The organism is Candidatus Manganitrophus noduliformans (assembly GCF_012184425.1).
Classification (GTDB): domain Bacteria; phylum Nitrospirota; class Nitrospiria; order SBBL01; family Manganitrophaceae; genus Manganitrophus; species Manganitrophus noduliformans.
Genome location: NZ_VTOW01000004.1, coordinates 56,760 through 81,522 on the forward strand (window position 1 = coordinate 56,760; position 24,763 = coordinate 81,522).

At 54.3% G+C, this 24,763-nt stretch carries 23 protein-coding genes; 22 read left to right on the forward strand and 1 reads right to left on the reverse strand.

Translation table 11 applies throughout. The annotated features are described in order from the left end of the window. The first annotated feature begins 19 nt into the window (after positions 1–19). The 9 genes from MNODULE_RS18590 (at position 20) to MNODULE_RS25310 (ending at position 8,926) form a co-directional block, all read left to right on the forward strand. Positions 20–586 carry a PilN domain-containing protein gene (locus MNODULE_RS18590; RefSeq protein ID WP_168062676.1) on the forward strand — a complete coding sequence of 189 codons (567 nt, stop codon included), beginning with the start codon at positions 20–22 and terminating at the stop codon, positions 584–586. After that, complete coding sequence (locus tag MNODULE_RS18595) at positions 583–1,134, forward strand: type IV pilus inner membrane component PilO (RefSeq protein ID WP_168062677.1); 552 nt, start codon at positions 583–585, stop codon at positions 1,132–1,134. Before MNODULE_RS18590 ends, MNODULE_RS18595 begins: the two co-directional genes overlap by 4 nt. Further along, the gene (locus tag MNODULE_RS18600; RefSeq protein ID WP_168062678.1) at positions 1,131–1,532 is read left to right on the forward strand and encodes a hypothetical protein; all 402 of its coding nucleotides are present in this window, start codon (positions 1,131–1,133) and stop codon (positions 1,530–1,532) included. Before MNODULE_RS18595 ends, MNODULE_RS18600 begins: the two co-directional genes overlap by 4 nt. Before the next feature lie 27 nt (positions 1,533–1,559). Further along, positions 1,560–2,969 (forward strand): type IV pilus secretin PilQ, encoded by a 1,410-nt coding sequence (pilQ, locus tag MNODULE_RS18605; RefSeq protein ID WP_168062679.1) that lies wholly within the window; start codon positions 1,560–1,562, stop codon positions 2,967–2,969. A 59-nt stretch (positions 2,970–3,028) separates the two neighbouring features. Then, the gene (gene cutA / locus MNODULE_RS18610; RefSeq protein ID WP_168062680.1) at positions 3,029–3,346 is read left to right on the forward strand and encodes a divalent-cation tolerance protein CutA; all 318 of its coding nucleotides are present in this window, start codon (positions 3,029–3,031) and stop codon (positions 3,344–3,346) included. Between the two features lie 679 nt (positions 3,347–4,025). Continuing rightward, positions 4,026–4,658, forward strand: coding sequence for a M23 family metallopeptidase (locus MNODULE_RS18615; RefSeq protein WP_168062681.1), 633 nt, complete (start codon positions 4,026–4,028; stop codon positions 4,656–4,658). A 145-nt stretch (positions 4,659–4,803) separates the two neighbouring features. Next, entirely contained in the window at positions 4,804–5,001 is a 198-nt protein-coding gene (locus tag MNODULE_RS18620) for a cold-shock protein (protein WP_168062930.1), read from the forward strand. Between the two features lie 131 nt (positions 5,002–5,132). After that, positions 5,133–7,790, forward strand: a complete 2,658-nt coding sequence (secA, locus tag MNODULE_RS18625) for a preprotein translocase subunit SecA (protein WP_168062682.1) — start codon at positions 5,133–5,135, stop codon at positions 7,788–7,790. Positions 7,791–7,792: 2 nt separating this feature from the next. Next, positions 7,793–8,926 (forward strand): sensor domain-containing diguanylate cyclase, encoded by a 1,134-nt coding sequence (locus MNODULE_RS25310; protein ID WP_320412497.1) that lies wholly within the window; start codon positions 7,793–7,795, stop codon positions 8,924–8,926. A gap of 82 nt (positions 8,927–9,008) precedes the next feature. Here MNODULE_RS25310 and MNODULE_RS18635 read toward each other — a convergent pair whose 3' ends face one another. Beyond that, the gene (locus MNODULE_RS18635) at positions 9,009–11,594 is read right to left on the reverse strand and encodes a BamA/TamA family outer membrane protein (RefSeq protein ID WP_168062684.1); all 2,586 of its coding nucleotides are present in this window, start codon (positions 11,592–11,594) and stop codon (positions 9,009–9,011) included. Between the two features lie 137 nt (positions 11,595–11,731). Between MNODULE_RS18635 and MNODULE_RS18640 the strand changes: the two genes are divergently transcribed. The 13 genes from MNODULE_RS18640 (at position 11,732) to nuoL (ending at position 24,757) form a co-directional block, all read left to right on the forward strand. Beyond that, entirely contained in the window at positions 11,732–12,904 is a 1,173-nt protein-coding gene (locus MNODULE_RS18640; RefSeq protein ID WP_168062685.1) for a class I SAM-dependent methyltransferase, read from the forward strand. 33 nt (positions 12,905–12,937) lie between these two features. After that, positions 12,938–13,309, forward strand: a complete 372-nt coding sequence (locus tag MNODULE_RS18645; RefSeq protein WP_168062686.1) for an NADH-quinone oxidoreductase subunit A — start codon at positions 12,938–12,940, stop codon at positions 13,307–13,309. Then, positions 13,300–13,779, forward strand: coding sequence for an NADH-quinone oxidoreductase subunit B (locus tag MNODULE_RS18650; RefSeq protein ID WP_168062687.1), 480 nt, complete (start codon positions 13,300–13,302; stop codon positions 13,777–13,779). Before MNODULE_RS18645 ends, MNODULE_RS18650 begins: the two co-directional genes overlap by 10 nt. A gap of 67 nt (positions 13,780–13,846) precedes the next feature. Next, positions 13,847–14,335 carry an NADH-quinone oxidoreductase subunit C gene (locus tag MNODULE_RS18655; RefSeq protein ID WP_168062688.1) on the forward strand — a complete coding sequence of 163 codons (489 nt, stop codon included), beginning with the start codon at positions 13,847–13,849 and terminating at the stop codon, positions 14,333–14,335. 161 nt (positions 14,336–14,496) lie between these two features. Further along, positions 14,497–15,669 (forward strand): NADH dehydrogenase (quinone) subunit D, encoded by a 1,173-nt coding sequence (gene nuoD / locus MNODULE_RS18660; protein WP_168062931.1) that lies wholly within the window; start codon positions 14,497–14,499, stop codon positions 15,667–15,669. A gap of 29 nt (positions 15,670–15,698) precedes the next feature. After that, the gene (gene nuoE, locus MNODULE_RS18665) at positions 15,699–16,238 is read left to right on the forward strand and encodes an NADH-quinone oxidoreductase subunit NuoE (RefSeq protein ID WP_168062689.1); all 540 of its coding nucleotides are present in this window, start codon (positions 15,699–15,701) and stop codon (positions 16,236–16,238) included. After that, on the forward strand, positions 16,238–17,545 hold the full coding sequence (gene nuoF, locus MNODULE_RS18670; RefSeq protein WP_168062690.1) for an NADH-quinone oxidoreductase subunit NuoF: 1,308 nt from the start codon (positions 16,238–16,240) through the stop codon (positions 17,543–17,545). The genes nuoE and nuoF overlap by 1 nt, the downstream gene beginning before the upstream one ends. Next, positions 17,545–20,121, forward strand: coding sequence for an NADH-quinone oxidoreductase subunit NuoG (gene nuoG, locus MNODULE_RS18675; protein WP_168062691.1), 2,577 nt, complete (start codon positions 17,545–17,547; stop codon positions 20,119–20,121). Before nuoF ends, nuoG begins: the two co-directional genes overlap by 1 nt. Before the next feature lie 53 nt (positions 20,122–20,174). Further along, on the forward strand, positions 20,175–21,194 hold the full coding sequence (nuoH, locus tag MNODULE_RS18680) for an NADH-quinone oxidoreductase subunit NuoH (RefSeq protein WP_168062692.1): 1,020 nt from the start codon (positions 20,175–20,177) through the stop codon (positions 21,192–21,194). A gap of 8 nt (positions 21,195–21,202) precedes the next feature. Continuing rightward, positions 21,203–21,754 (forward strand): NADH-quinone oxidoreductase subunit NuoI, encoded by a 552-nt coding sequence (nuoI, locus tag MNODULE_RS18685; protein ID WP_168062693.1) that lies wholly within the window; start codon positions 21,203–21,205, stop codon positions 21,752–21,754. Then, on the forward strand, positions 21,754–22,395 hold the full coding sequence (locus MNODULE_RS18690; protein ID WP_202882266.1) for an NADH-quinone oxidoreductase subunit J: 642 nt from the start codon (positions 21,754–21,756) through the stop codon (positions 22,393–22,395). Before nuoI ends, MNODULE_RS18690 begins: the two co-directional genes overlap by 1 nt. A gap of 51 nt (positions 22,396–22,446) precedes the next feature. Then, entirely contained in the window at positions 22,447–22,749 is a 303-nt protein-coding gene (gene nuoK / locus MNODULE_RS18695; protein WP_168062694.1) for an NADH-quinone oxidoreductase subunit NuoK, read from the forward strand. A gap of 52 nt (positions 22,750–22,801) precedes the next feature. Then, the gene (gene nuoL / locus MNODULE_RS18700) at positions 22,802–24,757 is read left to right on the forward strand and encodes an NADH-quinone oxidoreductase subunit L (protein WP_168062695.1); all 1,956 of its coding nucleotides are present in this window, start codon (positions 22,802–22,804) and stop codon (positions 24,755–24,757) included. Positions 24,758–24,763 lie beyond the last annotated feature (6 nt).

A 24,763-nucleotide genomic window follows, 5' to 3' on the forward strand; every position in this document is an offset into this window, starting at 1 on the left:
TTGAAACGGGCGGATGAGGATGATGAAAGAACATATTAACCTCTTTCAACCGGATCTCCTTGAAGGAGCCGCCCAGGCAAGGACCCCCCGCAAAAAGCAGTGGGCGGTCGCCTCGGCCGGGATATTCCTTGTTCTTTTTATTCTATTTTATATTCAAGAGGAGAAGAAGCAGATCCTGCTTAAAAGAGAGGTCGATGCAATTTTACAACAGCGCCAACAACTTGAGCAGCAGATGGCGGCGCTGGCCCCGGGGACCCTCTCCCGCGGGGAGGGCGCCTTGACGGAAGAGGCGATTTTAAAAGAGCGGATCGCCTGGTCGAGGGTGTTGGTCGAGGTCAGCCGGGTGGTTCCGGAAGGGGTATGGATCACCGGATTTGAGAACAATGCAGGGGAGGGGGTTCGCTTCGATGGGTTCGCGGTCTCCTATCAGAAAGTGACCGATCTTCTCTCCTCACTGGAAGCCTCCCGGATGTTTCAAGATGTGCTGCTTGATTTTTCACGGCAGAATACCGAGCGGAAGGTCGACTTCTCAATCAACACCCGCTTGAAGAAGGTCGATCCGGAAGTTCAATTGGGAATGAGATGAGCGCGCTGACCCTATTACAATGGTCAAAGTTATCAAAAAGAGAGCGAATTCTCTTCGTCTCCACCTTATTTGCGCTCCTTTATTCGTTTGTCTTCTTTTTCTTGCAGCCGAGGATGGCGGAGCGCCAGAGACTCGATCAGCAAAAGAAAACCCTTCAACAAGAAATTTCGATGCTTTCCTCCACGATCCCCGTCCTGATGCGAAGAGCCGAAGCGGCCAATCCCTCTGATTCCGAGCCGGCGCTGCTCCTTTCGAATGCGTCGCTTTCGACGATTTTGGAAGAGCTCAGCCGGCAGGCGCGGATCAAGGAGGTCCAACTGATGGAGCTCAAACCGAGTCCGGCTGAAAAGAAAGAAGGCTATGAAATCTTGCAGATTCAGGTCAAGAGCCGCTCCCGATTTTTCAATCTGGGAGATTATATTTCGGCGCTGGAGCGTCTCCCGCGCCCCATTGTGATCGAGCGTCTCAAAATTGAATCAACCGCCGAGACCAGTCCCGACGTCATCGCCGAGATGGTCCTACAGGTTTATAAGGGAGGAGGCGTATGAAGAAAATGGCCGTTGTCATCATGTCTATTTGTTCGCTCCTTCTCACCTCGCCTGTTTTCTCCGCCCAGAATGCTCCTTCGTTGATCGACATGAATCGCGCTTTTCTTGAAGAGAAGCAGCGTGCGACCGATTGGGGAAGGGATCCGTTTATTCTTCCGGCCCCACTGCCCGAGCAGGCGCTGTTGAACAGTGTCGAGAACGATGCCGGAAAAGCATTTTCTTTGAGCGCGATCATCTATCGGGATGGGGAAGGGGCGGCGATCATCAATCACCGTATTCTTCGTCTGGGGGATCGGATTGAAGGGATGATGGTGCAAGAAATCCTCTCCGATCGGGTGATTCTCAGAGAAGGTTCTAAGATAATGGAATTGAAAGTCGATTCATTTTTAGCGAAGTAATGAACGCTTACATGCGGAGGATCTTCGATGAACGCATTTTTCACGGCCCGGCCTAGAGGGGCTCTCATCAATGTGGCGATATACTTTTCCCTCTTCCTGATTTTTGTCCCCGCAGCGATGCGGGCGGATGCACAGGAAGCGGCCGAGCGCGCGTCCATCTCGCTTAAAAAGGATGATTCCCTCTTTTCGATGGAATTCCGAAATGCCGAGTTGAAGGATGTTCTTCGCGCCCTCGGTCAAGAGAATCACCTGAATATCATTATCAGTGACGATGTTGACGGGAAGTTGACCCTCAGCTTCCGGGAGGTCACGTTCGAGGAGGCGCTCGAATCGATTTTGAAAATCAACAACTTGACCTCTTTCCGGGAGGGGGACATTATCCGCGTGATGAAATCTCCTTTTGGTGAAGGAGAGGCCGATCTTGCGACGAAGATCATCCCGATCCATTTCGGGAGTGCCAAAGAGATGCAGGAGAGCGTGAAAGGGCTGCTGACCAAAAAAGGAAGCCTTACGGTCGATGTCCGAACAAATGCTTTGGTTGTCCGTGATTATGCCTGGAACATGGCGAAAATTAATGAGGTAGTCAAACAACTCGACAGCAAGACCCCTCAAGTCATGATTGAAGCAAGAATTGTTGAGGTGAACTCGAATTTTGCGCGGGAGTTGGGTGTCCAGTGGGGAGGGGCGTACGAGTCGGATCGGTTCCAGGTAACCGGAGCGACGAGGGGAACGACCTCGACGACCGGTTCAAACGCGCTGACGGGAGGGGCCGGCCTATCCGGGAATAATTTTGCAGTCAATCTCCCGGCGGCGGTCGGTGTCGGCTCGGGCGGAGGGCTGGGTTTTACCTTCGCCAATGCGGGATCGAGCCTCCAACTGGATCTTCAGCTTTCCGCAATGGAAGATACTGGGCGAGGGAAGATCTTATCCAATCCCCGCGTTCTCACTTTAAACAATAAAGAAGCGAAAATTTCCAGTGGAACCGAAATCCTCATACCGACAACTTCGATTTTGTCGACCTCAACCTCCTCGACGGAGACGATAGCCGGCGCCACAACGACATCAGGGGTCACTGTCATCGATGCGAAACTAGAGCTCACCGTAACGCCCCATATTACACCGGACAATCAAATATTGCTCCACGTGAAAACGGAAAAGAAAGAACCCGATTTTAATCGTCAGGTCCAGAACATCCCTCCTTTGAATACACGTACCGCTGAGACCGATCTCTTAGTCGGAGACAATGAGACGGTCGTGATCGGCGGAATTTATACCCGTAACGAGTCGCACGGAGAGAAGAGCGTCCCCTGGCTCTCAAAGATTCCCATCTTAGGCTGGTTATTTAAAAAAGAAACAAAAACAGACATCCAAAATGAACTCTTGATTTTCATCACGCCGACCGTCTATAAAGGAGGGAACGAGGTCGCCCGGCAGTAAGATACCCGGGCCGACGAAACCGCCTCGCCGTTTATTTTCCCGCCGAATCGAATTGTCCTATGGATGAAATCGTCGTTCTGATGACCGCCCCTTCCAAAGAAGAAGGGGAGAAGATCGGGCGGGCGCTTGTTGAAATGAAACTGGCCGCCTGCGCGAATATCTTCTCTCCGATCTCATCGATTTTCTCGTGGGAGGGGAAGATATCTCAGGAGCAGGAAGCGCTGGTGATCCTAAAAACGAGAAGAGAGTGCTTCGCCCGGCTTGCTGAAGAAGTGAAAAGACGCCATCCTTATTCCGTGCCGGAAATTATCGCCCTCCCCCTGATAGAAGGATCTTCGGACTACCTCAATTGGATTCGAGGGAATACCCGGCCGTGACATATTTCTCCTGCCTTGAATTCTGGAAAAGGAATCTAAATTTCTCAAAAATAAATCACAGGTGTATCTTAATTTCGGCATCACCTTGGTAAGATAAAAGCGGATGACCCCCAGAGACCGCGCTTCGCGTGAATCGGTTTCGAGTCGAAATAAAACATTAAATGAATATCATATTGTAATTGTTGTTGTTTCAAAGAAAAGTATCCCAAAAAAATAAATCTAATTTTGGGTTAATTGACTAGGAGTAATATCTTAGTTTTGTCTTGACAAGAGGTTAAAAACTGATAGATTTAAATGCTGTGGAGAGGCGATAGAGCGTGTTACGGCCCGGGATTTATGATTTCGGGGGATATCCAGCTTGACAAATCGGAAATGGCTGTGATACCATCCCGGCCAAATTTTTAGGAGAGAGATAATGGGGAAGACTGACGACTCCTATACGGTTGTAATTCTCCCAAGTCCCACATCAGAACCATACCGATTCTCGCTCAGTAAAAAAACCTGCAAATATCTAATCGGGTTTTCATCGGTCCTCATATTAGTTCTCGCCGGCTTTTTCGTACAATACTTTTTAATGCTGGGCCAAATCACCGAACTAAAAGACCTTCGAAGAGAGGCAAAAACCCAAAAAATCCAAATCCAAAGTTTTTTGACGAGTATTGATGATCTGAAAAATCAGATGAACCGTTTGATCGAGTTGGACCAGAAATTGCGCGTCATTACCGACATCGGGCCGAGGAAAGAAGTGGGGGTGATGGGATTGGGCGGGCCGGAAGAGGTCGGTCTATCCCATCCCGATTCCTCAAAGTTGATGACGTCGATTCAACTCGATTTAGGAGATCTTCAGGCCAAAGCGATCGCGCAAGAAAAGAGTTTTCAGGAATTGACCGAAGCAGTCCGGAGCCGCCAATCTTTGTGGGCATCGACCCCTTCGATCTGGCCGACGACCGGTTGGCTGACATCGGGTTATGGTAATCGCGTCTCCCCTTTTACCGGGAGAGTGAGTAAGCACAACGGTATTGATATCGCATCCCGCCAGGATACCCCTGTCATCGCACCGGCGGCCGGAGTGGTAAGTTACACCGGATTTGATAGTGGACTCGGAAAGCTGGTCAAGATCAATCATGGTTATGGAATTACCACCTATTATGGCCATCTGGCGAAGGCAGCAGTGAAAGTCGGACAAAAAGTAAAGCGGGGAGAGGTCATCGCTTACGTTGGAAGCACTGGCCTCTCCACCGGACCTCACCTCCATTATGAAATTTATGTGAATGACGTACCCGTTAATCCAATGAGATATATTTTAAATTAAGAAAGCTCAAGGGAAGGAGAAGTTCTTCTCTTTGAAGGGGGGAGAGACTGCGCGGGTTTCTCTCTGGATTATCAACACCCCATCCTGGTTCGGGCCGGGGAGGCTGATCAAGATGGGCAGCAGGAGGGTTTGAGGTCAGATGGCGGTGAAAGGGAAAGTCAAGTGGTTCAACGAAAAGAAGGGGTATGGCTTTATTGAACGGGAAGATGGGGGAGATGTGTTTGTCCATTTTTCAGCGATCAAGGGGGAGGGGTTCAAAACATTGGCTGAAGGACAAACGGTCGAGTTTGAGATTATCCAGGGTGAGAAGGGTCCGCAGGCTGCCAACGTGATAAAGGAATAGAATGGAGCGGTTTCAACCCCGACAAGACCTTCTTGTCGGGGTTTTTTTTTGGGGGCAGATAGTAACGGTGAATGTTCTATGATATAATCAAAACATTTTGAGAAGTACTCTCTTAGGTTAAGGGAATTGCAATGCTAGATATTCTATTAAAGAAGGTCATCGGGAGCAGAAATGACCGGGAGCTCAAGCGGCTTTGGCCCGTCGTGGCCAAAGTGAATGAGCTTGAGAAATCGATTTCCCCGCTCTCGGACGATGGGCTCCGCGAGAAAACAGCCGCCTTCCGTCAACAGCTTGCGGAGGGGACGCCGACCGACGAAGAATTATCCAGACGACTCGAAGCCATTCTGCCGGAAGCCTTTGCCGTGGTTCGTGAGGGATCGAAACGGGTCCTCGGGATGCGCCATTTTGACGTACAGATTGTGGGAGGGATGGCCCTGCACGAGGGGAAGATCGCCGAGATGAAGACGGGCGAAGGGAAGACGTTGGTCGCGACGCTTCCCGTTTATCTCAATGCGCTGACGGGACGCGGCGTTCATGTGATTACGGTGAACGACTATCTGGCGAGAAGAGACTCGCAATGGATGGGCGAGCTTTATCGATTCCTCGGACTGACGGTGGGAACCATCCAGCACGATTCGACCGATCGCGAACGCCAGATCGCCTATGGATCGGATGTGACGTATGGGACCAACAACGAGTTCGGATTTGATTACCTCAGAGACAATATGAAGTTTGACCCGCAGAGTTTCGTCCAGCGGGAATTGAATTATGCCATTGTCGATGAGGTCGACAGCATCTTAATTGACGAGGCGCGAACCCCGCTGATCATCTCGGGTCCGTCTGAAGATTCAACCGACCTCTACTATCGGGTCAATCAGGTCATCCCCTCTTTGAAACAGGATAAGGATTATACGATTGAAGAGAAGTCGAAGACGGCGACCCTGACCGAGGAGGGCAATGCCAAGGTCGAAAAACTGCTCGGTGTCGACAACCTCTACGACATCACAAACATGTCTTTGGTGCACCATGTGCTCCAGGCGCTGAAGGCGCATACCCTTTTTAAGGCGGATGTCGATTATGTGGTCAAGGACGGCGAGGTCCTCATTGTCGATGAGTTTACCGGTCGCTTGATGCCGGGCCGTCGGTGGAGCGACGGCCTGCACCAGGCGGTGGAGGCGAAAGAGGGGGTGAAGATCGCCAATGAGAATCAAACCCTCGCTTCCATTACTTTCCAGAATTATTTTCGCATTTACAAGAAATTGGCCGGGATGACGGGGACGGCCGATACGGAAGCGGCCGAGTTCTCGAAAATTTATAATTTGGAGGTCTTGATCATTCCGCCGAATCGACAGATGATCCGGAAGGACTTCTCCGATGTCATCTATCGGACCGAGCGAGAGAAATTCGATGCCATCGTCGAGGAGATCATCGAGTTGAACAAGACCGGTCATCCCGCCTTGGTGGGAACGATCTCCATCGAGAAATCGGAGCGCCTTTCCGCTCTGTTGAAGCGGAAGGGGGTTCCCCACGCGGTTTTGAATGCGAAGTATCACGAGAAGGAGGCCGAAATCGTCGCGCAGGCGGGGCGCAAAGGGGCCGTGACGATTGCGACCAACATGGCCGGACGCGGGACCGACATCCTTCTCGGAGGCAATCCGGAATTCTTGTTCAAGCAATATCATGCGCAACATCCCGACGCGGAGCCGCAGGTCCTCGAAGCGGCGAAGGAAAAAATCAAGAAGACATGCGAGAGCGAGAAACAGGAGGTCATCGCCTTGGGCGGGCTTCACATCATCGGGACGGAGCGGCACGAGTCGCGGCGGATCGATAATCAGCTGCGGGGCCGGTCGGGACGGCAGGGTGATCCCGGCTCTTCACGATTTTATCTTGCCCTGGAAGATGATCTTCTCCGAATCTTCGGATCGGATCGGATCTCCAACTTAATGGGCCGTCTTGGAATGGAGGAGGGGGTTCCGATCGAGCATCGGATGGTCACCCGCGCCATTGAGAACGCCCAAAAACGGGTGGAAGGGCACAACTTCGACATTCGAAAACAGCTGCTGGAATATGACGACGTGATGAACAAGCAGCGGACCGTTATCTATAATCGGCGCAGGGAGGTCCTCTTCGGTGAGCAGGTCAAAGAGGACCTGAAGGAGATCCGGGAAGAACAGGTCGATGAGATCTTGGGGCTCTATTGCCCGGAGGGGGCCTATCCCGAAGAATGGGATACCGACGGCCTTCTGGAAACCCTCTCTCACCAGTTTAATCTCCCCTTCACCAAAGACGAATTGGGTTTGCCTTCCGTCGGAAGAGAGGCTCTGAAAGAGGAAATCGTCCGGCGGGTCGAGGAAGCCTACAGCCGAAAAGAATCGGAGATCGGCTCTGAATTGTTGCGGCATCTGGAGCGGCAAATCTTTTTGCGGATGATCGACACCCATTGGAAAGACCATCTCCTTGGAATGGACTACCTGAAAGAAGGAATTGGCCTGCGCGGGTATGGACAGAAGGATCCTCTCAGCGAATATAAACGGGAGGGTTTCGAAATGTTCTCCGCAATGATCGACCGGATCAAGCGGGACACCATCGAGCATCTCCTGCGCGTGCAAGTGATGCGGGAGGAGAAGAAACCGATCGCTCAGGTTTTCCCCAAGGCGCAAGAGATGCAGCTGAACCGGGGAGATTCGGCGCCGGTTCGGACCGTTCAACGTTCCGAGAAAAAGATCGGAAGGAACGATCTCTGCAGTTGCGGGAGCGGGAAAAAATATAAGAAGTGCCACGGAAGATAAGTGTGAAGAAAAGAAACACCGAAATCCGATCAGGCCGCAAAACATCTATTTCACGCAAAACGTCTATTTCAAATGACCCGCCTCTTCGCCTTCTTTCTCAAGAAAATGCCCGCCTAAAACAAGAGCTCCGCCAAAAAACGAGAGAGCTCGCTTATTTCATCAGCGTCGGGAAGGCCCTCACCTCAACCCTTGAACTAAAGAAAATGCTCCGGGTCATTATGAGCACCGCTCAGAAAATGGTCCGAGGCGAATCGTGGTCGCTTCTCTTGAGTGATGAGATGAAGGATGAACTTTATTTCGAGTTGACGAAGGGGATCAATCCGAAGTCGATCAAGGGGGTTCGTTACAAATGGGGGGAGGGACCGGTCGGCTGGGTCGCGGCGAAGGGAATTCCCCTGCTCATCACCGATTTCTCGAAGGAGACGCAATTCCAGCGAAGCGAGTTTTATCCTCATACAAAAGTGAAATCGGTCCTCTCCGTGCCGATCATCAGCAAACGGAAAGTGATCGGCGTGATCCAGATGATCAACCGGTCGGACCGAAGAGCGTTCGATCAGAACGATCTCGATCTTTTGTTAAAGTTGGTCGACCAGGCGGCCCTGGCGATCGAGCGCTCCTCGCTCTACCAGAAGATGTCCGATCTTGCGACGACCGACGACCTGACCCGCCTCTACAATTTCCGATTTTTGGACCAGACGCTCGATATCGAAATCAAGCGATGTCAGCGCTACGGCTCCTGTATCTCGCTGATCTTCCTTGACATGGATCATTTCAAATTGGTCAATGATCAATACGGCCACTTGATGGGAAGTCAGGTTTTGATCGAGGTGGCCCAGATCCTCCGAAAAACGCTTCGGGAGGTCGATATCATCGCGCGCTATGGCGGGGACGAGTTTGTCGTCGTTCTCCCGGAGACCAACGTGGAGACCTCTTCCCGGATCGCGCATCGCGTTCGAAACGCCATTCGCACCCATGAGTTTCTAAAAAGAGAGGGACTCTCCATTCATCTTTCCGCCAGCTTCGGGATCGCCGGGTTTCCGGAGCATGCCAAGAATAAGACCGATCTGATCCGCCTCGCCGACCAAGCGATGTACAAGGCAAAGGTGATGGGGCGAGATAAGATCTTCCTTGCATAGAGAATCGATATTCGTTAAACGTTATTCGTAAACCGTCTTGCTTTCCACGTTTAACGATTCACGACAAACGAGTAACGAATCCTCAGAAAGGCACCCCTGCGGTGAGGTAATAGTGCGGTTTCTTCTCCGCCTTGATGGTTGCGCCGACCGGAATGGCCACGTCGAACCGGACCGTGGCCGGGTAGAAACCCAAGAAATCAAGATGCCACCGAACGCCCGCGCCGACATCTTTTTTATATTCGGTAAACTGAAAAACATTTCTTGAATCGGTCACGATTCCCGTATCGGCGAAGAGCGCTCCCTGCAGCGTGTGGGTCAGCGCGGTGCCGGCCAGATTCAGATCGGTATCGTAGAGGAGGGGGAATCGGTACTCCACCGAAATCAACGCCATATTATCTCCTTCAAATCGCAACGGCGTGAAACCCCGCATTCCATCATCCCCGCCCAAAAAAAAGCGGCTGTTCTCAAAAAGATCTCCGAAGGTTTGGCCGATAAAGAACCGTGTTCCGATTTCGTGGTAGTTGGAAAAGGAGAAGACCCGGCGCAGATCGATCGTCGTTGTCACCAGGTGTTCATATTCGCCCCCGGTAAACCGCTGATCATATCCGAAGCTGATGTTGAATTTAGGATACCGTCCCGTTAAACGCTGGATGTAGTCTCTCGCGAAGAGGGGGATATCCGGGTAGCTAAGAGAGTAGCCGACGTGAACGGTTCCGGCCGGCTCTTCTGGTGGCTTGTCTTTGGGCGTCTGGGGGCCCTCATAAGAGAGGCCGAGCGTGAGGGTGTGATTGTTCTTGAAGATGTGGCTGAACTCGATCCGGCTGGCATTTCCCTCTTCCCTGTGGGAAAACTCGAACCCGATCCTGTTCTTGTTGTCGTAAACGGGCTGGAAGAGGAGGCCCGCTTTGTAACTGAGGGTACCGGTATTGAAGTTGTAGCTGACCCCATATCGATTCAGGAGTATTTTCCAGAGTCGCGGGTCCCGGTTGTTCAGCCGATTGGGATCGCTTGAGTCTTTGTCGGGATCGAGTTCGATCACGCTGATCGGAGAGGGGGTAATGAGGACCTCTTGATGTGTTTCTTGATCCCCCTCCCAAAGAAGGGGGATCCGCGATCCGTTTTTTTCAACCGCCAAGATCTCGAGCGGCTCAATCCCGTCTCCATGTTTTTTTATGGTCAGGGTGGTCCGGTAGCCCTCATCAATCTTCTCCCGATCGATCTTCTCGATTCCAAAGTCGAGCGCAGGACTCGACCTCAGCCATTGTTCAAAAAACCAATCCACCTTTCTTCCGGAAACCTGATAGAGGACCTCTCTAAAGGGGATCTTCTCCCCCGCTTGAATCTTTTTCTTATAATCCTCCACCGCCCGCTTGACGGTTTCATGGCCGACGAGGTTTCCGAATTTTGAGAAAATCGTGGTCCCCTCCGGGCGCGGATGGTTGAAGAATTGGATATCTTCATTCAAGATGGGCGCGACCCTTTCTTTAAAATAGGTCTGCCGGAAGGGAAGATCCCTGGAATAGAGGATCTCATCGATGATTGGAATAAAAGAAATCGGTTTGAGCCACTTTTCAAGGCTTGGTTTTGCTCCATATTGTTCTCGCATGAACTGTTCCGATTCCAGATCGGCCATCCCCTCGATCAGCCACGACTCCTCCCAGGGAAGCTTCTCCCGCCAAAGGAGAAGGAAAATGCCTCTCGCGATGCTCGCTTCATGGAACCGCTTCAGCAGCGGAAAAACCTTAAAGAGCCGGTTGTTCATATAAAGGAGTTTGGAACCGGCGCTGACGAGATCCTGGTAAAGGTATGATTCGGCCATCTGCAAACGGGTCGGGGGAAGCGGGCCGGAACGTTCCAGAAAATGGAAGACCGCTTTTCGCGCCGTTCTCATCGCCTGATCCGCATAAGAGCGATCTCGCGGAAGGAAATGATAGACAAGATCGACCTCGCCTATTTTTTTCTCATTTTTGGCGAGCTTCTCTCCGATCGAGAGTGAAAAGTAAGGAAGCGCATCGGCTTTCAATAAATAACTCGCGTCGCTTCCTTCCTGGCTTTCTAATTCGAGTGGAGAGGAAGCAAGCAGGTCAAGATGCTCATTTAAGGTGAAACGGATCCGAAAACGGCTGATCGGGGGGGGGAGGAGAAAGTCCCATTTCCCTTCGGAGAATTGCGGGAGATAAGGATGCCACCCCCCTTGTAGGGTGACGATATTTCGGTTGTAGCCGAAGATTCCATACTTATTCGGGATAACCGTAATGAAATGAACCAGAAACTCGAAGCTCTGTTCGGGAGGAATCGGGGTGGGGAGGCGGATCTTCATCAGAATCCGTTTTTTAAAAAGCTCCGGGAAATAGGGGAGGTTTTGACCTTTTAAGTCTTGGATGGAGGTGATGATCTGCTCCCCCGGATTAAAATCGACAGGGTAGGCCCGCTTGTACAGGTTTTGATTGATGTCCGGATCTCTTTCAAGATAGAGGTTCGGATAGAGGAAGAGATAAAGCTCCGAGAGAGGTTCGTCCCCGGTGTTCGTGAAAGTGATTTTCTCCGAGCCGTAAATCCGGTGTTCCTCTTCGGAGTAGGCGGCCACGATATCGTATCGAGGGGTGGATGCCGAAGCGTGAGCGGGATTCGCGATGAGCAGGAGAAGGGAGAATAATAAAATGATCATTTAAGCCATTATAACATTTTTCTAAGAGGCGATGAATCAAAACGCTTGCAGTATAGGCGATTTGCGGTCGCATCGCCAGACCCCGATGGACGCCCCGCTTATTGATTCTTCCGGCTCTTTTCGGTAGAGTGAGGACCATGCCCAAACCCGAATTGATTGCTTTCCTTCGTGATGAAATTGTGAAACACGGGCCGATCCCCTTTTCCCGCTTCATGGAGGAGGCTCTTTATCACCCCGCCCTCGGCTACTACGCTTCCCCCGGCGAGAAAATCGGTCCCGAAGGAGATTATTACACCAGCAGCTCGGTCCATCCCATTTTTGGGGAGCTTCTTGCCAAGCAATTCCATCAGATGCTTCTTCCCCTCGGGGAGGGTGAATCGGGTTATACGCTGGTCGAAATGGGGGCCGGAAAGGGAAGCCTCTGTTTCGATATCCTCCGCTATTTTCAGCGGGAAGCCCCCTCCTTTTTCAGCCGGCTTCAATATATCATCGTTGAAAAAAGCCCCGCTTTCAAGGAGCGACAGATGAAGCGATTGAAGCCGATCTTCCCGAGTCAGGTTCGATGGGAAGAGGCGGTTCCCGACCGGTTCGTCGGGGTGCTTTTCTCGAACGAACTGCTCGATGCGATGCCGGTCCATCGTCTTCAGATCGATCGAGAAGTGGTTCAAGAGATCTATGTCGTCTGGAAAGACGACCGTTTTGTCGAAACACTCGGTCCCCCCTCCACGCCGAGACTCCTCGATTACCTTAAAAATATCGAGATCCAGTTCGACCGACCGACCGAAATCGAAATCAATCTCCAATCGGTCGATTGGATGCGCCGGGTCGGACAATCGCTGGCGCAAGGCTATGTCGTCACAATCGATTACGGCTATCCGGCGGAGATGCTCTACACCTCCCGCCGTCCCAAGGGGACCTTCCTCTGTTATTACCGGCATGCCACCAACGAGAATCCTTACGACCATGTCGGTGAGCAAGATATGACCGCCCACATCGATTTCACCTCGCTGGCCAAAGCGGGAGAGGAAGCCGGGCTTTCCGTGATCGGATTCACCGATCAAACCCATTTTCTCATGGGGCTCGGGATTGCACAACGAATGGAGCCGTACGCGATGGAGATGGATCGGTCGGAAAAGGCGAAGAAAGAGTTCCTCGCAATGAAGCAGCTGATGGCTCCGGAGCGGATGGGACGGGTCTTCAAAATCTTGATTCAGGGGAAAAATATCCCACCCGGGCTTTCATTGGACGGACTCCAATTTAAACCTTTTTTTAAGCTCTTGACATTAATTTTTTTCTTCTTTATGATGTGAAACCTGCTGTCTTTTTGGAGGTTTCAGACGACGGTGTCGACCGATCTTTTACCGGCCAATTACCTTCCCATTGTTGTCTTTATCGCCATTGCCTTCGGCTTCGGCGCGGTCACCATTTTGGTCGGATACCTCGTTCGTCCCAGTAGACCCTATAAAGAAAAACTCTACGCGTATGAAAGCGGCATCCATCCCCTGACCGATGCGCGCCAGATGTTTCCCCTTCGCTATTACATGATTGCGATGCTCTTCGTGATCTTCGACATCGAGGTGGTTTTTCTCTATACCTGGGCCGTCGTTTTAAAAGAATTGCCCCTATCCGGATTTCTTGCGATGATGTTCTTCCTGTTTATCTTGATTATCGGGTTCTTTTACGAGTGGAAAAAAGGAGCGCTCGAATGGGATTGATGGATCGGCAGTTCGAGTCGAATATCGTGACCGCCTCGCTCGATTCGTTGGTGAACTGGGCTCGCAAATCGGCCTTGTGGCCGATGACGTTCGGGCTTGCGTGTTGTGCGATTGAAATGATCGCCTCCGTCTCCTCCCGATATGATATCGACCGCTTCGGGGCCGGTGTTTTTCGGGCCTCCCCCCGGCAGTCGGACCTGATGATTGTCGCGGGAACGGTCTGCCGTAAGATGGCTCCGGTGATCCGGCGAATTTACGATCAGATGCCGGAGCCGCGTTATGTGATTTCGATGGGTTCCTGCGCCACGTCGGGGAACATTTATAACAGCTACAGCGTGGTGCAGGGCGTCGATCGCTTCGTTCCGGTTGATATTTACGTGCCGGGATGCCCGCCACGTCCTGAGGCCCTTTTTGCAGGAATCTTGCGGCTTCAGGAAAAAATCATGGAACAAAAGGTTTTCACCAAGTAGAGGCGCGCCGGTGGCGCGCCTGAGATCGTCAGGGGCCGCTTGGTTTACACCCTACAGAGACGTTATTATGCATCCGATTGCCCAAAAAATTCAGGAGAAATTTCCGGACGCCTTCGTCGGGTCGATCGAGGCCCTCGGGGAGGTATCCGTTTCGGTCAAGCGGGAGAAGATCGTCGATATCTGCCGGTTTCTTCACGACGATCCGGCCCTTTCCTTCGACATGATCACCGATATCTGCTCGGTCGATTTCCCGAACGAGGAGCTTCGATTCGAGATGATCTACCAATTTTATTCGATTCAACGGAACCATCGCATCCGGATCAAGGCCCGTGTCCCCGAAGAAGACTGCGCCATTGACTCGGTCACCGGCATCTGGAAGGGGGCTGATTTTATGGAGCGGGAAGTTTACGACATGATGGGGATTGTCTTCAACAACCATCCCGACCTCCGCCGCATCCTGATGACCGAAGATTACGATGAAGGTTTCCCCCTCCGGAAGGATTTCCCGGTGGAGGGAAAAGGGTGGCGGGACACCTTTGAGTTTATGCCCTCATAAACAGAACAATCGGTATTCGGCCCGTTGCGATAGAAGCGGGCTATTTTAGGGTAGTAATGGAAGAGCTTGAGCAGAAAAAGAAGATGGAAGTCACTCCGCCCGATGTCGTTCGGTACGATGATGATGACGATTTCGACCAGGTCCTCGTCGCCGAAAAGGGGGTGAAGCGGACCGAAGACATGCTCCTTAACATGGGTCCGCAGCATCCCTCGACCCATGGGGTGCTCCGGATCGTCCTCGATCTCGAAGGGGAGACGATCATCAAGGCGACCCCGCATCTCGGCTACCTTCATCGCGGCGTGGAAAAGCTCTCTGAAAACTCGACCTATCCCCAGATCATCCCCCTGACCGACCGGCTCGATTACGTCTGCGCGATGACCAACAACTACGCCTTCGTCCGGACGGTGGAGAAGCTTCTCCAGGTGCAGGTGCCGGAGCGGGCGGAGTATATACGGACGATCGTCGCCGAAATGCAACGGTTGGCGGGCCATCTCTTTTGGCTGGGGACGCAGGCGCTCGATATCGGCGCCATGACCGTCTTCTTCTACACCTTCCGGGAGCGGGAAGTCCTGCTTGATCTCTTCGAGTTGATCTGCGGCGCCCGCCTCACGATGAGCTACTACCGTGTCGGCGGGGTCGATCGCGATTTCACCCCGGAGATCATCGATCGGCTGTACAAGTTCCTGGAGACCTTCCCGGAAAAAGTCGTCGAGTACAACACCCTTCTTGAGACCAATCGGATCTGGATCGCCCGCACCAAGAACATCGCCGTCATCTCGGCGGAAGATGCAATCAACTTCGGCCTCACCGGCCCGGTGCTCCGGGGCTCGGGGGTCAACTATGATATTCGTAAGGCCGAGCCGTATGGGGTTTACGACAAGGTGGAGTGGGAGGTTCCGCTCGGAAAGAACGGCGACACCTACGACCGTTACTGGATCCGCGTCGAGGAGATGCGGCAGAGCGCCAAGATCGTCAAGCAGTGTCTCGACCAACTCCCGCAGGGGCCGATCATGGCGAATCTCCCGACGATCACCTATCCTCCGCGCGACAAAGTTATGACCGATATGGAAAGTCTCATCCATCATTTTATGATCGCCACCCGCGGGTTCGACGTGCCGGAAGGGGAGGTCTACTGCGGGACGGAAGCCCCGAAGGGAGAGCTCGGATTTTATATCCGGAGCCTCGGGGGGAACAAGCCGTATCGTCTGCGCATTCGTCCGCCGTCGTTCATTCATATGGGCGCCTTCGATCACATGGCGCGGGGTTATATGATTGCCGACATCGTCACGATCTTCGGAACCTACGATATCGTCATGGGAGAATGCGACAGGTAAGGTCGTTCGAGTAAAGGGAAACAAAGAACATGAGACTCAAAGTCTTATCCGATAAAGCCAAAGCAGCCATTGAAGCGGAGTTTCCGAAGTATCCAGACAAACGGTCGGTTCTCCTTTCTGCGCTTCATATCGCTCAGAAAGAGGTTGGCTATCTTTCTGAAGCGGCGATGGTTGACGTTTCCGAGCTTCTGGAACTGACACCGGTCCAGGTTTACGATGTCGCCACCTTCTATAGCCTTTACAATCTCAAGCCGGTTGGGAAGCACGTCATTCAGGTCTGCAAGACCCTCTCCTGTGCGCTGGTCGGTGCGGGCCAGATCATCGAGCACCTTCAGAACCGCCTCGGGATCAGGGTCGGCGAGACGACCCCGGACGGCCTCTTCAGCCTCAAATTGGTCGAATGCCTCGCTTCGTGTGGAACCGCCCCGATGGTCCAGATCAACAACCGTTATTATGAAAACCTGACCCCCGAGAAGGTCGACCGGCTCTTGGACGATCTGAAGCGGGAGGGAAAAAGTGCCATGGCCTCCGGGCCGTTTCAGCTGCCGGTGCTGGGAGGAAAGTCCTGATGCCGAAATATGAACTGGTTTTGTTGAAGAATATGGCTCAGCCCGGTTATACCGGAGCGCTCGATGAATATCGGAAGACCGGCGGCTATACCGCCTTCGAAAAGGTCCTCAAGGGAATTCCGCCGTCGGAAGTGATCGAGCTCGTCAAGAAATCGGGGCTGCGCGGAAGAGGGGGGGCCGGGTTTCCCACCGGAATGAAGTGGAGCTTCATTCCAAAAGACCACCCGGGCCCCAAGTATCTCTGCTGCAACGCCGACGAGAGCGAGCCGGGAACGTACAAAGACCGGCAATTGATTGAAAACGACCCGCATCAGATGTTGGAGGGAATCGGGATCGCCTGTTACGCGATCGGCTCGCACCATGCCTATGTCTATATCCGCGGGGAATTCGATTTGGGGGCGGAAATCATCCAGCGGGCGATCGATGAGGCCTACGAGGCGAAGCTCTTCGGAAAAAATATCTTCGGAACCGGATTCGATCTCGACGTCGTGCTCCATCGCGGCGCCGGCGCCTATATCTGCGGCGAGGAGACCGCCCTGCTCGAATCGATCGAGGGAAAGCGGGGCAAGCCGAGAACCAAGCCGCCGTTCCCTGCGACCCACGGGCTTTATCAAAAGCCGACGGTGGTGAACAATGTCGAGACACTGGCGAATATCCCCTACATCATCAACCGGGGTCCGGAGTGGTTCGCCTCTCTCGGCACCCCCAAGAGCGCCGGCATGCGGGTCTTCTGCGTCAGCGGCCATGTGAATCGGCCCGGCAACTACGAGGTCCCGATGGGGATCACGATGCGGGAGATGATCTACGAGCACGCCGGGGGAATGCGAGGGGGGAAGCAGTTGAAAGCGATCATCCCCGGCGGGGCGTCGGCGCCGTTTCTCACGCAGGAACATCTCGACGTGAAGATGGATTTTGAGTCGATCGCGCAGGCCGGTTCGATGCTCGGATCGGGAGCGGTCACGGTGATGGATGAAGATACCTGCATGATCTGGGCGGCGATGAACCTGATGGAGTTTTTTCATCACGAGTCGTGCGGCAAGTGCACCCCTTGTCGCGAGGGGAGCGCTTGGTTGCTGAAGATTCTCCAACGGATCGAGTATGGTCAGGGGCGGATGGAAGACCTCGACCTGCTGGTCAGTCTCTCCAAACGGATCGAGGGGCGGACCGTCTGCGCCTTCGGCGACGCGGAGATCGCGCCGGTCCTCTCGACCTTGAAGCATTTTAGACAAGAGTACGAGACCCACATCCAGGAGCGGCGCTGTCCGTTCCGTCCCAACGTGGTGTTGGCGATGGCGGGGGGTCATTGATGAGCAATAAAGTGAAAATTAAATTCAACGGGGCCGAAATCGAGGTCGAGAAGGGAACCCTTCTTATTGAGGCGGCCAAGCGGGCGGGGATCGAGATCCCTCATTTCTGCTACCACCCGAAGCTGAAGCCCGACGCCAACTGCCGGATGTGCCTCGTCGAGGTCGAGAAGATGCCGAAGCTTCAGACCTCCTGCAGCACCCCCGCGGCGGAGGGGATGATCGTCTCGTCGATCTCTCCCCGGGTCAAAGATGCGCAGTTCGGCGTGATGGAGTTCATTCTCGGCAATCACCCGCTCGACTGTCCGGAATGTGATCAGGGGGGAGAGTGCCAGCTTCAAGATTTCGCCCATGCCTATTCTCCGACGACCAGCCGGTTCACCGAAGACAAACGGGTTTTTGAGAAGACCTATTTCGGCCCGTTGATCGAAAAAGAGATGAACCGCTGCGTTTCCTGTTTACGGTGTGTGCGCTACTGCGATGAAGTGATCGATTCCAACGCGCTCGGCTCGATCGACCGGGGGAGCCATCACCAAATCGGCGCGTTCGCGCAACATGAGCTCGATTGCGAATTCTGCGGCGGCTGCATCCAGATCTGTCCGGTCGGCGCGTTGACCAGCCGGCTGGCGATGTACGACTACCGCCCTTGGCAGTTGAAGAAGACCGAGACAATCTGCAACTACTGCGGCGACGGCTGTCTGATGACGCTTGAGGCGGTGAAAGACGACGTGAAGCGGGTCAGCTCGGAGTTGGGAACCGGTAGAAACGAAGGGGACCTCTGCGCCCGCGGCTTCTTCGGCTACGGAACGATCAATCATGAAGACCGGCTGACCCGTCCGACGGTCCGGGTGCAAGATCGGCAGCTCCAGACTACCTGGGAAGGGGCGACCGACAAAATCGTCGCCGGTCTGAAGCACATCAAAGCCCAATACGGACCGCAGGCGATCGGCGGGATGATTTCCCCCCATTGCACCAATGAAGAGATTTACCTCTTTCAGAAGCTGATGCGCAAGGTCATCGGGACCCCGAATATCGACAGCGGCGCCCGCTACGGCCACATCAATGCCGTCGCCGGTCTCAACGATGTTTTCGGGACGACGCGGCTGGCGCGGTATGAAGACATTGTCGAAGCCGACGTTCTGCTCGCATTTGCCGGGGAGTTGACCGAGTCGAACCCGATCACCGGTCTTAAAGTGAAAGAAGCGATCAAGAAGCGGGGGGCGAAGCTCATCGCGGTCGATGCCTTCAACCGGCAGAGCGATGCCTACCGGAGCCACCTGCCGAGGCTGGCGTCCCAGCATCTTCAGATCAAGATGGGGAGCGAGGGAGCGGCGATTCTCGGACTGACCAAAGCGCTGGTCGAAGGAAGCGCCCCCCTTTCCGCGCCCGCCCCCTTTATCGAGAAGGTGAAGCAGTCGGCGGCCGGAATCTCCTTTGCGCAGATCGAGGCTGCGACCGGGGTTGCCGAGGCGGTCTTCAGGGCGGCGGCGTCCCTTTACGCCGGGGCGAAGCGCGGGGTGTTGCTCTTCGGTCGGGCGATCACCCGAAGCGAAAACGGATACCAAAATGTTGTGGCGCTTGCCGAGTTGGCGATCCTGGCCGGACAGGTCAACAAGCCCGGTGCAGGCATCCTCGCCCTGGCGAAGGAGAACAACGCGCAGGGGGCGGTTGAGATGGGGGGTGTCACCGAATACCTTCCCGGTTTGACCCCGACCGCCGGCGGACTGACCCTCAGCGAGATGATCGACGCGGCGGCGCGGGGAGAGATCAAAGCGCTCTACCTGGTGGGAGAGAATCCGCTCCGCTCGCTTCCCCAGAAAAAGGTGGAAGAGGCGCTGCGCAAGCTCGATCTGTTGATCTGCCAGGAGCTCTTCCCGAATGAGACGACGGCGCTGGCGCACATCGTCCTGCCGGCGACGAGCTACGCCGAGAAGGAAGGTCGCTTCACCAACCACGAAGGGGAGATCCAGAAGGTTCGGAAAGCGATCGAGCCGCTCGGCAATGCCAAGCCCGATTGGGAGATCTTTTCTCTCCTTGGAAAGAAGTTTGGAGCGGAGTCGTTCCAATACAAAGACGCCGATGCGATCTGGAAAGAGATCGTCATGGCGCTCCCGGCCGGATGGCCCGCTTCCTCGCCGGAGGGGATCGCCGCCAAGATTGCGGCACATGCTCAGACGGCGACCCGACGGGTGGCCGCTCCGGCCCCTTCGGCGTCGAACGGGCATTTCGACCTTCAGATCGGCCAGATTCTCTTCCACTCCGGAAAAATGTCGACCTATGCCGGCGGGCTCTTGGGTCTTTTCCCGAAAGAGGCGGTGTTGATGCACCCCGACGACGGGGAGCGGTTGGGTCTGGAGGATGGAGAGGTCGTCGAGATCTCCGCCGACGGCGGGGGAGCGGCGATCCAGGCGCCTGTGAAATTGAGCAAGAAGGTGGCGCCCGGAACGCTCCTCTTCCCGGAGCATTTCGGGATGGAGATCAAGCGGCTGCTGCCGGTGTCGACAGACCCGAAAACGCGGGCCCTCTACACTGAGCGGGGAAGAGTCACCCTCTCGAAGGTGTCGGTCTCGGTAAAATAATTTAATTCTATAGGTCCGACAGGACCTGTAAGTCGTATAGGTCATATAAAAACATGGATGCAATGTTAAAATTGGTCGTCATTCTGGTCCAGATCGGCGGCGTGCTCGGTGTGGTCCTGCTGCATGTCGCTTACTTGACCTATCTTGAGCGGAAGGTCTTGGGCGACATGCAGGATCGGATGGGGCCGATGGAAGTGGGCCCCCACGGATTGCTGCAGCCGATCGCCGACGGCTTGAAGCTCTTCTTCAAAGAAGATATTATCCCCGCCGGCGCCAATAAAATTATCTTCTCGGCGGCTCCGATTCTTGTCCTCATTCCGGCGCTCATCGGGTTTGCCGTGGTTCCGTTCGGGAGGGACAGCATACAGATCGGTCCGCTCGAATTAAAACCGGTGATCACCGACATCAACGTCGGCATCCTCTATATCCTGGCCTTCGCTTCGCTCGGCGCCTACGGCATTTTGCTCGGCGGGTGGGCTTCCAACAGCAAATACTCGCTCCTCGGCGGCCTCCGTTCGGCGGCGCAGGTGATCAGCTACGAGCTGTCGCTCGGATTGGCGCTGGTCGGTCCGATCCTGCTTTCCCAGTCGCTTTCAATGGTGAAAATGACCGAGGCGCAGGGGGGAGGCTTCTGGAAGTGGTTCATTATCGTCCAGCCGATCGCCTTCGTGATCTACCTGATCTGCGCCATCGCGGAGACGAACCGGCTTCCGTTCGACCTGCCGGAGGCGGAGAGCGAATTGGTCGCCGGCTTCTTTACCGAATATTCCGGGATGAGATTCGCCTTTTTCTTCCTGGCCGAATATGCCAATATGATTCTGGTCTCCTGCATCGCGACGGTGGCGTTTCTCGGCGGATGGCACGCGCCGCTCCCCTTCCTGGAGTTCATCCCGCCGGTCGTCTGGTTTATCGGCAAGGTCTACCTCTTCCTTTTCTTTTATATCTGGCTCCGCGCGACGGTGCCGAGACTGCGCTTCGATCAGCTGATGGCTTTCGGTTGGAAGGTCATGCTTCCGTTGGCCTTGGCGAATATTTTGGTGACATCGACGATTGTTTACTTTCTTAATCGCTAGAGGAAATCATGCCAAATTTAGTCGACTGGATTAAGAAGATTTCGTTTGCGGAGATCGGAAAAGGGCTCGGCTTGACCTTCAAGCATCTGTTCGTGAAGCCGATCACCAACCAATATCCGCACCAGAAGCGGAATCTACCCGACGGCTACCGGGGGGTGATCGTCCACCTCCGCTACGACGATATGACCGAGAAGTGCGTCGGCTGCGCCCTCTGCGAAGCGGCCTGCCCCTCGCATTGCATCACTGTCGTCAGCGCCGAGCGGGAGGATATGCCGCAGAAGCGTTATGCGAAGCAATACATTCTCGACGTGACGAAATGTGTCTTCTGCGGTTTCTGCGTCCAGGCCTGTCCGGTCGACGCCCTGGCTTCAAGCAAGGAGTATGAAATGGCGACCGGCAACAAACGAAGCCTCATCATGGACAAGGAGATGATGCTGGCGCTGGGGGATAAATACTTCCCGAGCCGTCAGAAGCGTCCGAAGTATACCGAAGAGCGGCTCGCCTTCTTCAATCAGGTGAAGGAAGAAGGATTCCCGACCGCCAAGAAAGGGGCGGCTTAGTGACGGCGCAACTGCTCTTTTTTTATTTTGCGGCAATGATCCTGGGCGGCGCGGTGGTGGCGGTGGCGTCGCCGAGTCTCATCTACAGCGCCCTGGCCCTTCTGGTGACCTTTATCCATGTCGCCGGTATTTACGTTCTGTTAAACGCCGAGTTTATCGCGGCGGTCCAGATCATCATCTACGCCGGGGCGATCCTCGTCCTTTATCTTTTCGTCCTGATGCTCTTCAACCCGAAGCAGGAGCGATTTTATCTCCACCGCCAGCTTCCGGTGGGGATCTTCCTGGGAGGGGTCATTCTCGGTCTGATGTTCTTGGCCGCCTTCAAGACGGAACTGATCGCTCAGAAGGGGACGTTTACCGTTGAGTCGGTGAGAGCGGCCGGTCATACCCAGTCGATAGGAAAAGTTCTTTATACCGATTTTATTTTTCCTTTTGAAATCGCTTCGTTTATCTTACTGGTCGCGATGTTCGGCGCCATTCTCCTGGCGGGGAGACGAAGCGCTCCCAAAAAGAAATCGGAACTCCCCGGAACGGCGGGAAACGGAAAAGCCGATCATGTTGAAGCCCCCTCCCCTCGTGAAACGATGAAGGAGGATGCGTCTCTGACGGTTCAAGCGCGCCGCATTGTAAATGAAGGATAGAAGGCGCTGTGAGTTTTATTCGGCAACGATTCGGTTTGATGGTGTAATCAGATGGTCCCTTTAGAGTGGTATCTTCTTCTCGCATTTGCCCTGTTCGCCATCGGCGTGACGGGGGTCTTGGTTCGACGAAACGTCATCATGGTCCTCCTTTCGATCGAGCTGATTCTGAATTCGGCCAACATTACCTTTGTCGCCTATTCATATTATCTCCAATCGATCACCGGACAAATCGTTGTCTTTTTTGTGTTGACGATGGCGGCGGCGGAGGTGGCGCTGGGACTGGCCCTGGTGATCGCGCTCTATCGCGTTCGGGCGGTCATGAATGTCGACGAAATCAACCTGATGCGATGGTAATTCGAAGAATTTTTCTCCCGTCTCATCTTCATCGGAAGTAGGACAATTTAGAATGATTCAGCTTGCATGGCTTATTCCGATCTTCCCCGCGCTCGGCGCCCTGATTAACGGGCTCTTCGGGAAGACCCATACCAAAGAGCGCGCCCATCTGGTCGCCATCGGGGCGGTTGCGGCGTCGTTCCTGATCTCATGCTTGGTTTTCATCTCGATGGCGACGGGCGCTCCTGCCACGACCATTACGCTCTACGAGTGGATCGCCTCGGCCAATTTCCGGGTCAACATCGCCTTCCTCATCGATCCGCTCACCTCAATCATGCTGATGGTGGTGACCGGGGTCGGGCTGCTGGTCCATATCTACTCCGCCGGCTACATGCATCATGACGAGGGGTACGCCCGCTTCTTCACCTACCTGAACCTCTTCATGTTCTCGATGTTGATCCTGATCCTCGGCGACAACTATCTTCTGATGTTTGTCGGCTGGGAAGGGGTGGGGCTCTGCTCCTATTTGCTGATCGGCTTTTGGTATCAGAAACCGTCGGCCACCACCGCCGGCAACAAGGCGTTCATCGTCAACCGGATCGGCGATGCCGGTTTTCTCATGGGGATCTTTACCATCTTCGTGACCTACGGCTCGGTCCGTTATCTCGACGTCTTTCCGAACGCGAACCTGGCCACCGAGTCGGTCGCCACGGCGATTACCCTCTTCCTCTTCATTGGAGCCATGGGGAAATCGGCTCAGGTTCCCCTCTATGTCTGGCTTCCCGATGCGATGGAAGGGCCGACCCCGGTCTCGGCCCTGATTCATGCCGCGACAATGGTGACGGCGGGGATCTACATGGTGGTCCGGTCGAACGCCCTCTTCGCCCTCGCCCCTTTTTCCATGGAGGTGGTCGCGGTGGTCGGGGCGATCACGGCGATTTTCGCCGCGTCGATCGGCTTGGTACAGACCGATATCAAGCGGGTCTTGGCCTACTCCACCGTCAGCCAGCTCGGCTACATGTTTCTTGCCTGCGGCGTCGGGGCGTATGTCTCGGGCGTGTTCCATCTCTTCACGCATGCTTTCTTCAAGGGGCTCCTCTTTCTCGGCTCCGGAAGCGTGATCCATGCGCTTTCCGGGGAGCAGGACATGCGGAAGATGGGGGGACTTTATAACAAGATTCCGATTACCTATAAGACGTTTTTGATCGGAACGATCGCCATCGCCGGAATCCCGCCGCTCGCCGGATTTTGGAGCAAAGATGAGATCCTTGTATCGACCTTCGTCGGGGGACATTATCTCCTCTGGGGGGTCGCCGTGATTACCGCCCTGATGACCTCGTTTTATATGTTCCGCCTTCTCTTCATGACCTTCCACGGTCAATCACGGGTCGATCATGAGGTGGCGCATCATATTCATGAGTCCCCTTCGACGATGACGATCCCCTTGATGATTCTCGCCGGTTTTTCCCTTCTGATCGGTATGGTCGTCGGCTTTCCCCCCGAATCGGGATGGATCCATCATTTCCTCTCCCCGATCCTGGCGAAAGGGGGCGAAGTACATCATCCCTCTTTGGCCGTGGGGCTGGGGCTGATGGCCCTTTCCACGGTGGTGGCGGTGTCCGGATGGGCCTTGGCACGTCATCTTTATATCAAGGAGCCGCAACTCCCCAACCTGCTGGCGGAGAGGGCGCGCGGACTTTATACGGCCCTCGTCAACAAATACTGGGTGGATGAGATCTACCAGGCGGTCATTGTCCGGCCGCTCCTTTGGTTCGCAAATTTTCTTTGGACCTTCGATCAGTGGGTCCTCGACGGTCTGGTGAACGCCTCCGGTTGGGTGACCCTCATGGAGAGTAAGATTTCGGAAATCTTCGATATCTATATTGTCGACGGCACGGTGAACGGCGTCTCGGCCACCCTCGATGTCGGCGCGCGGGGGTTGCGGCGGCTGCAGACCGGCGCGGTTCAAAATTATGTCCTGGCGATGGTGATGGGGATTGTGGTCCTTGCCGTCGTTTTTATGTTTTAGGGAGGA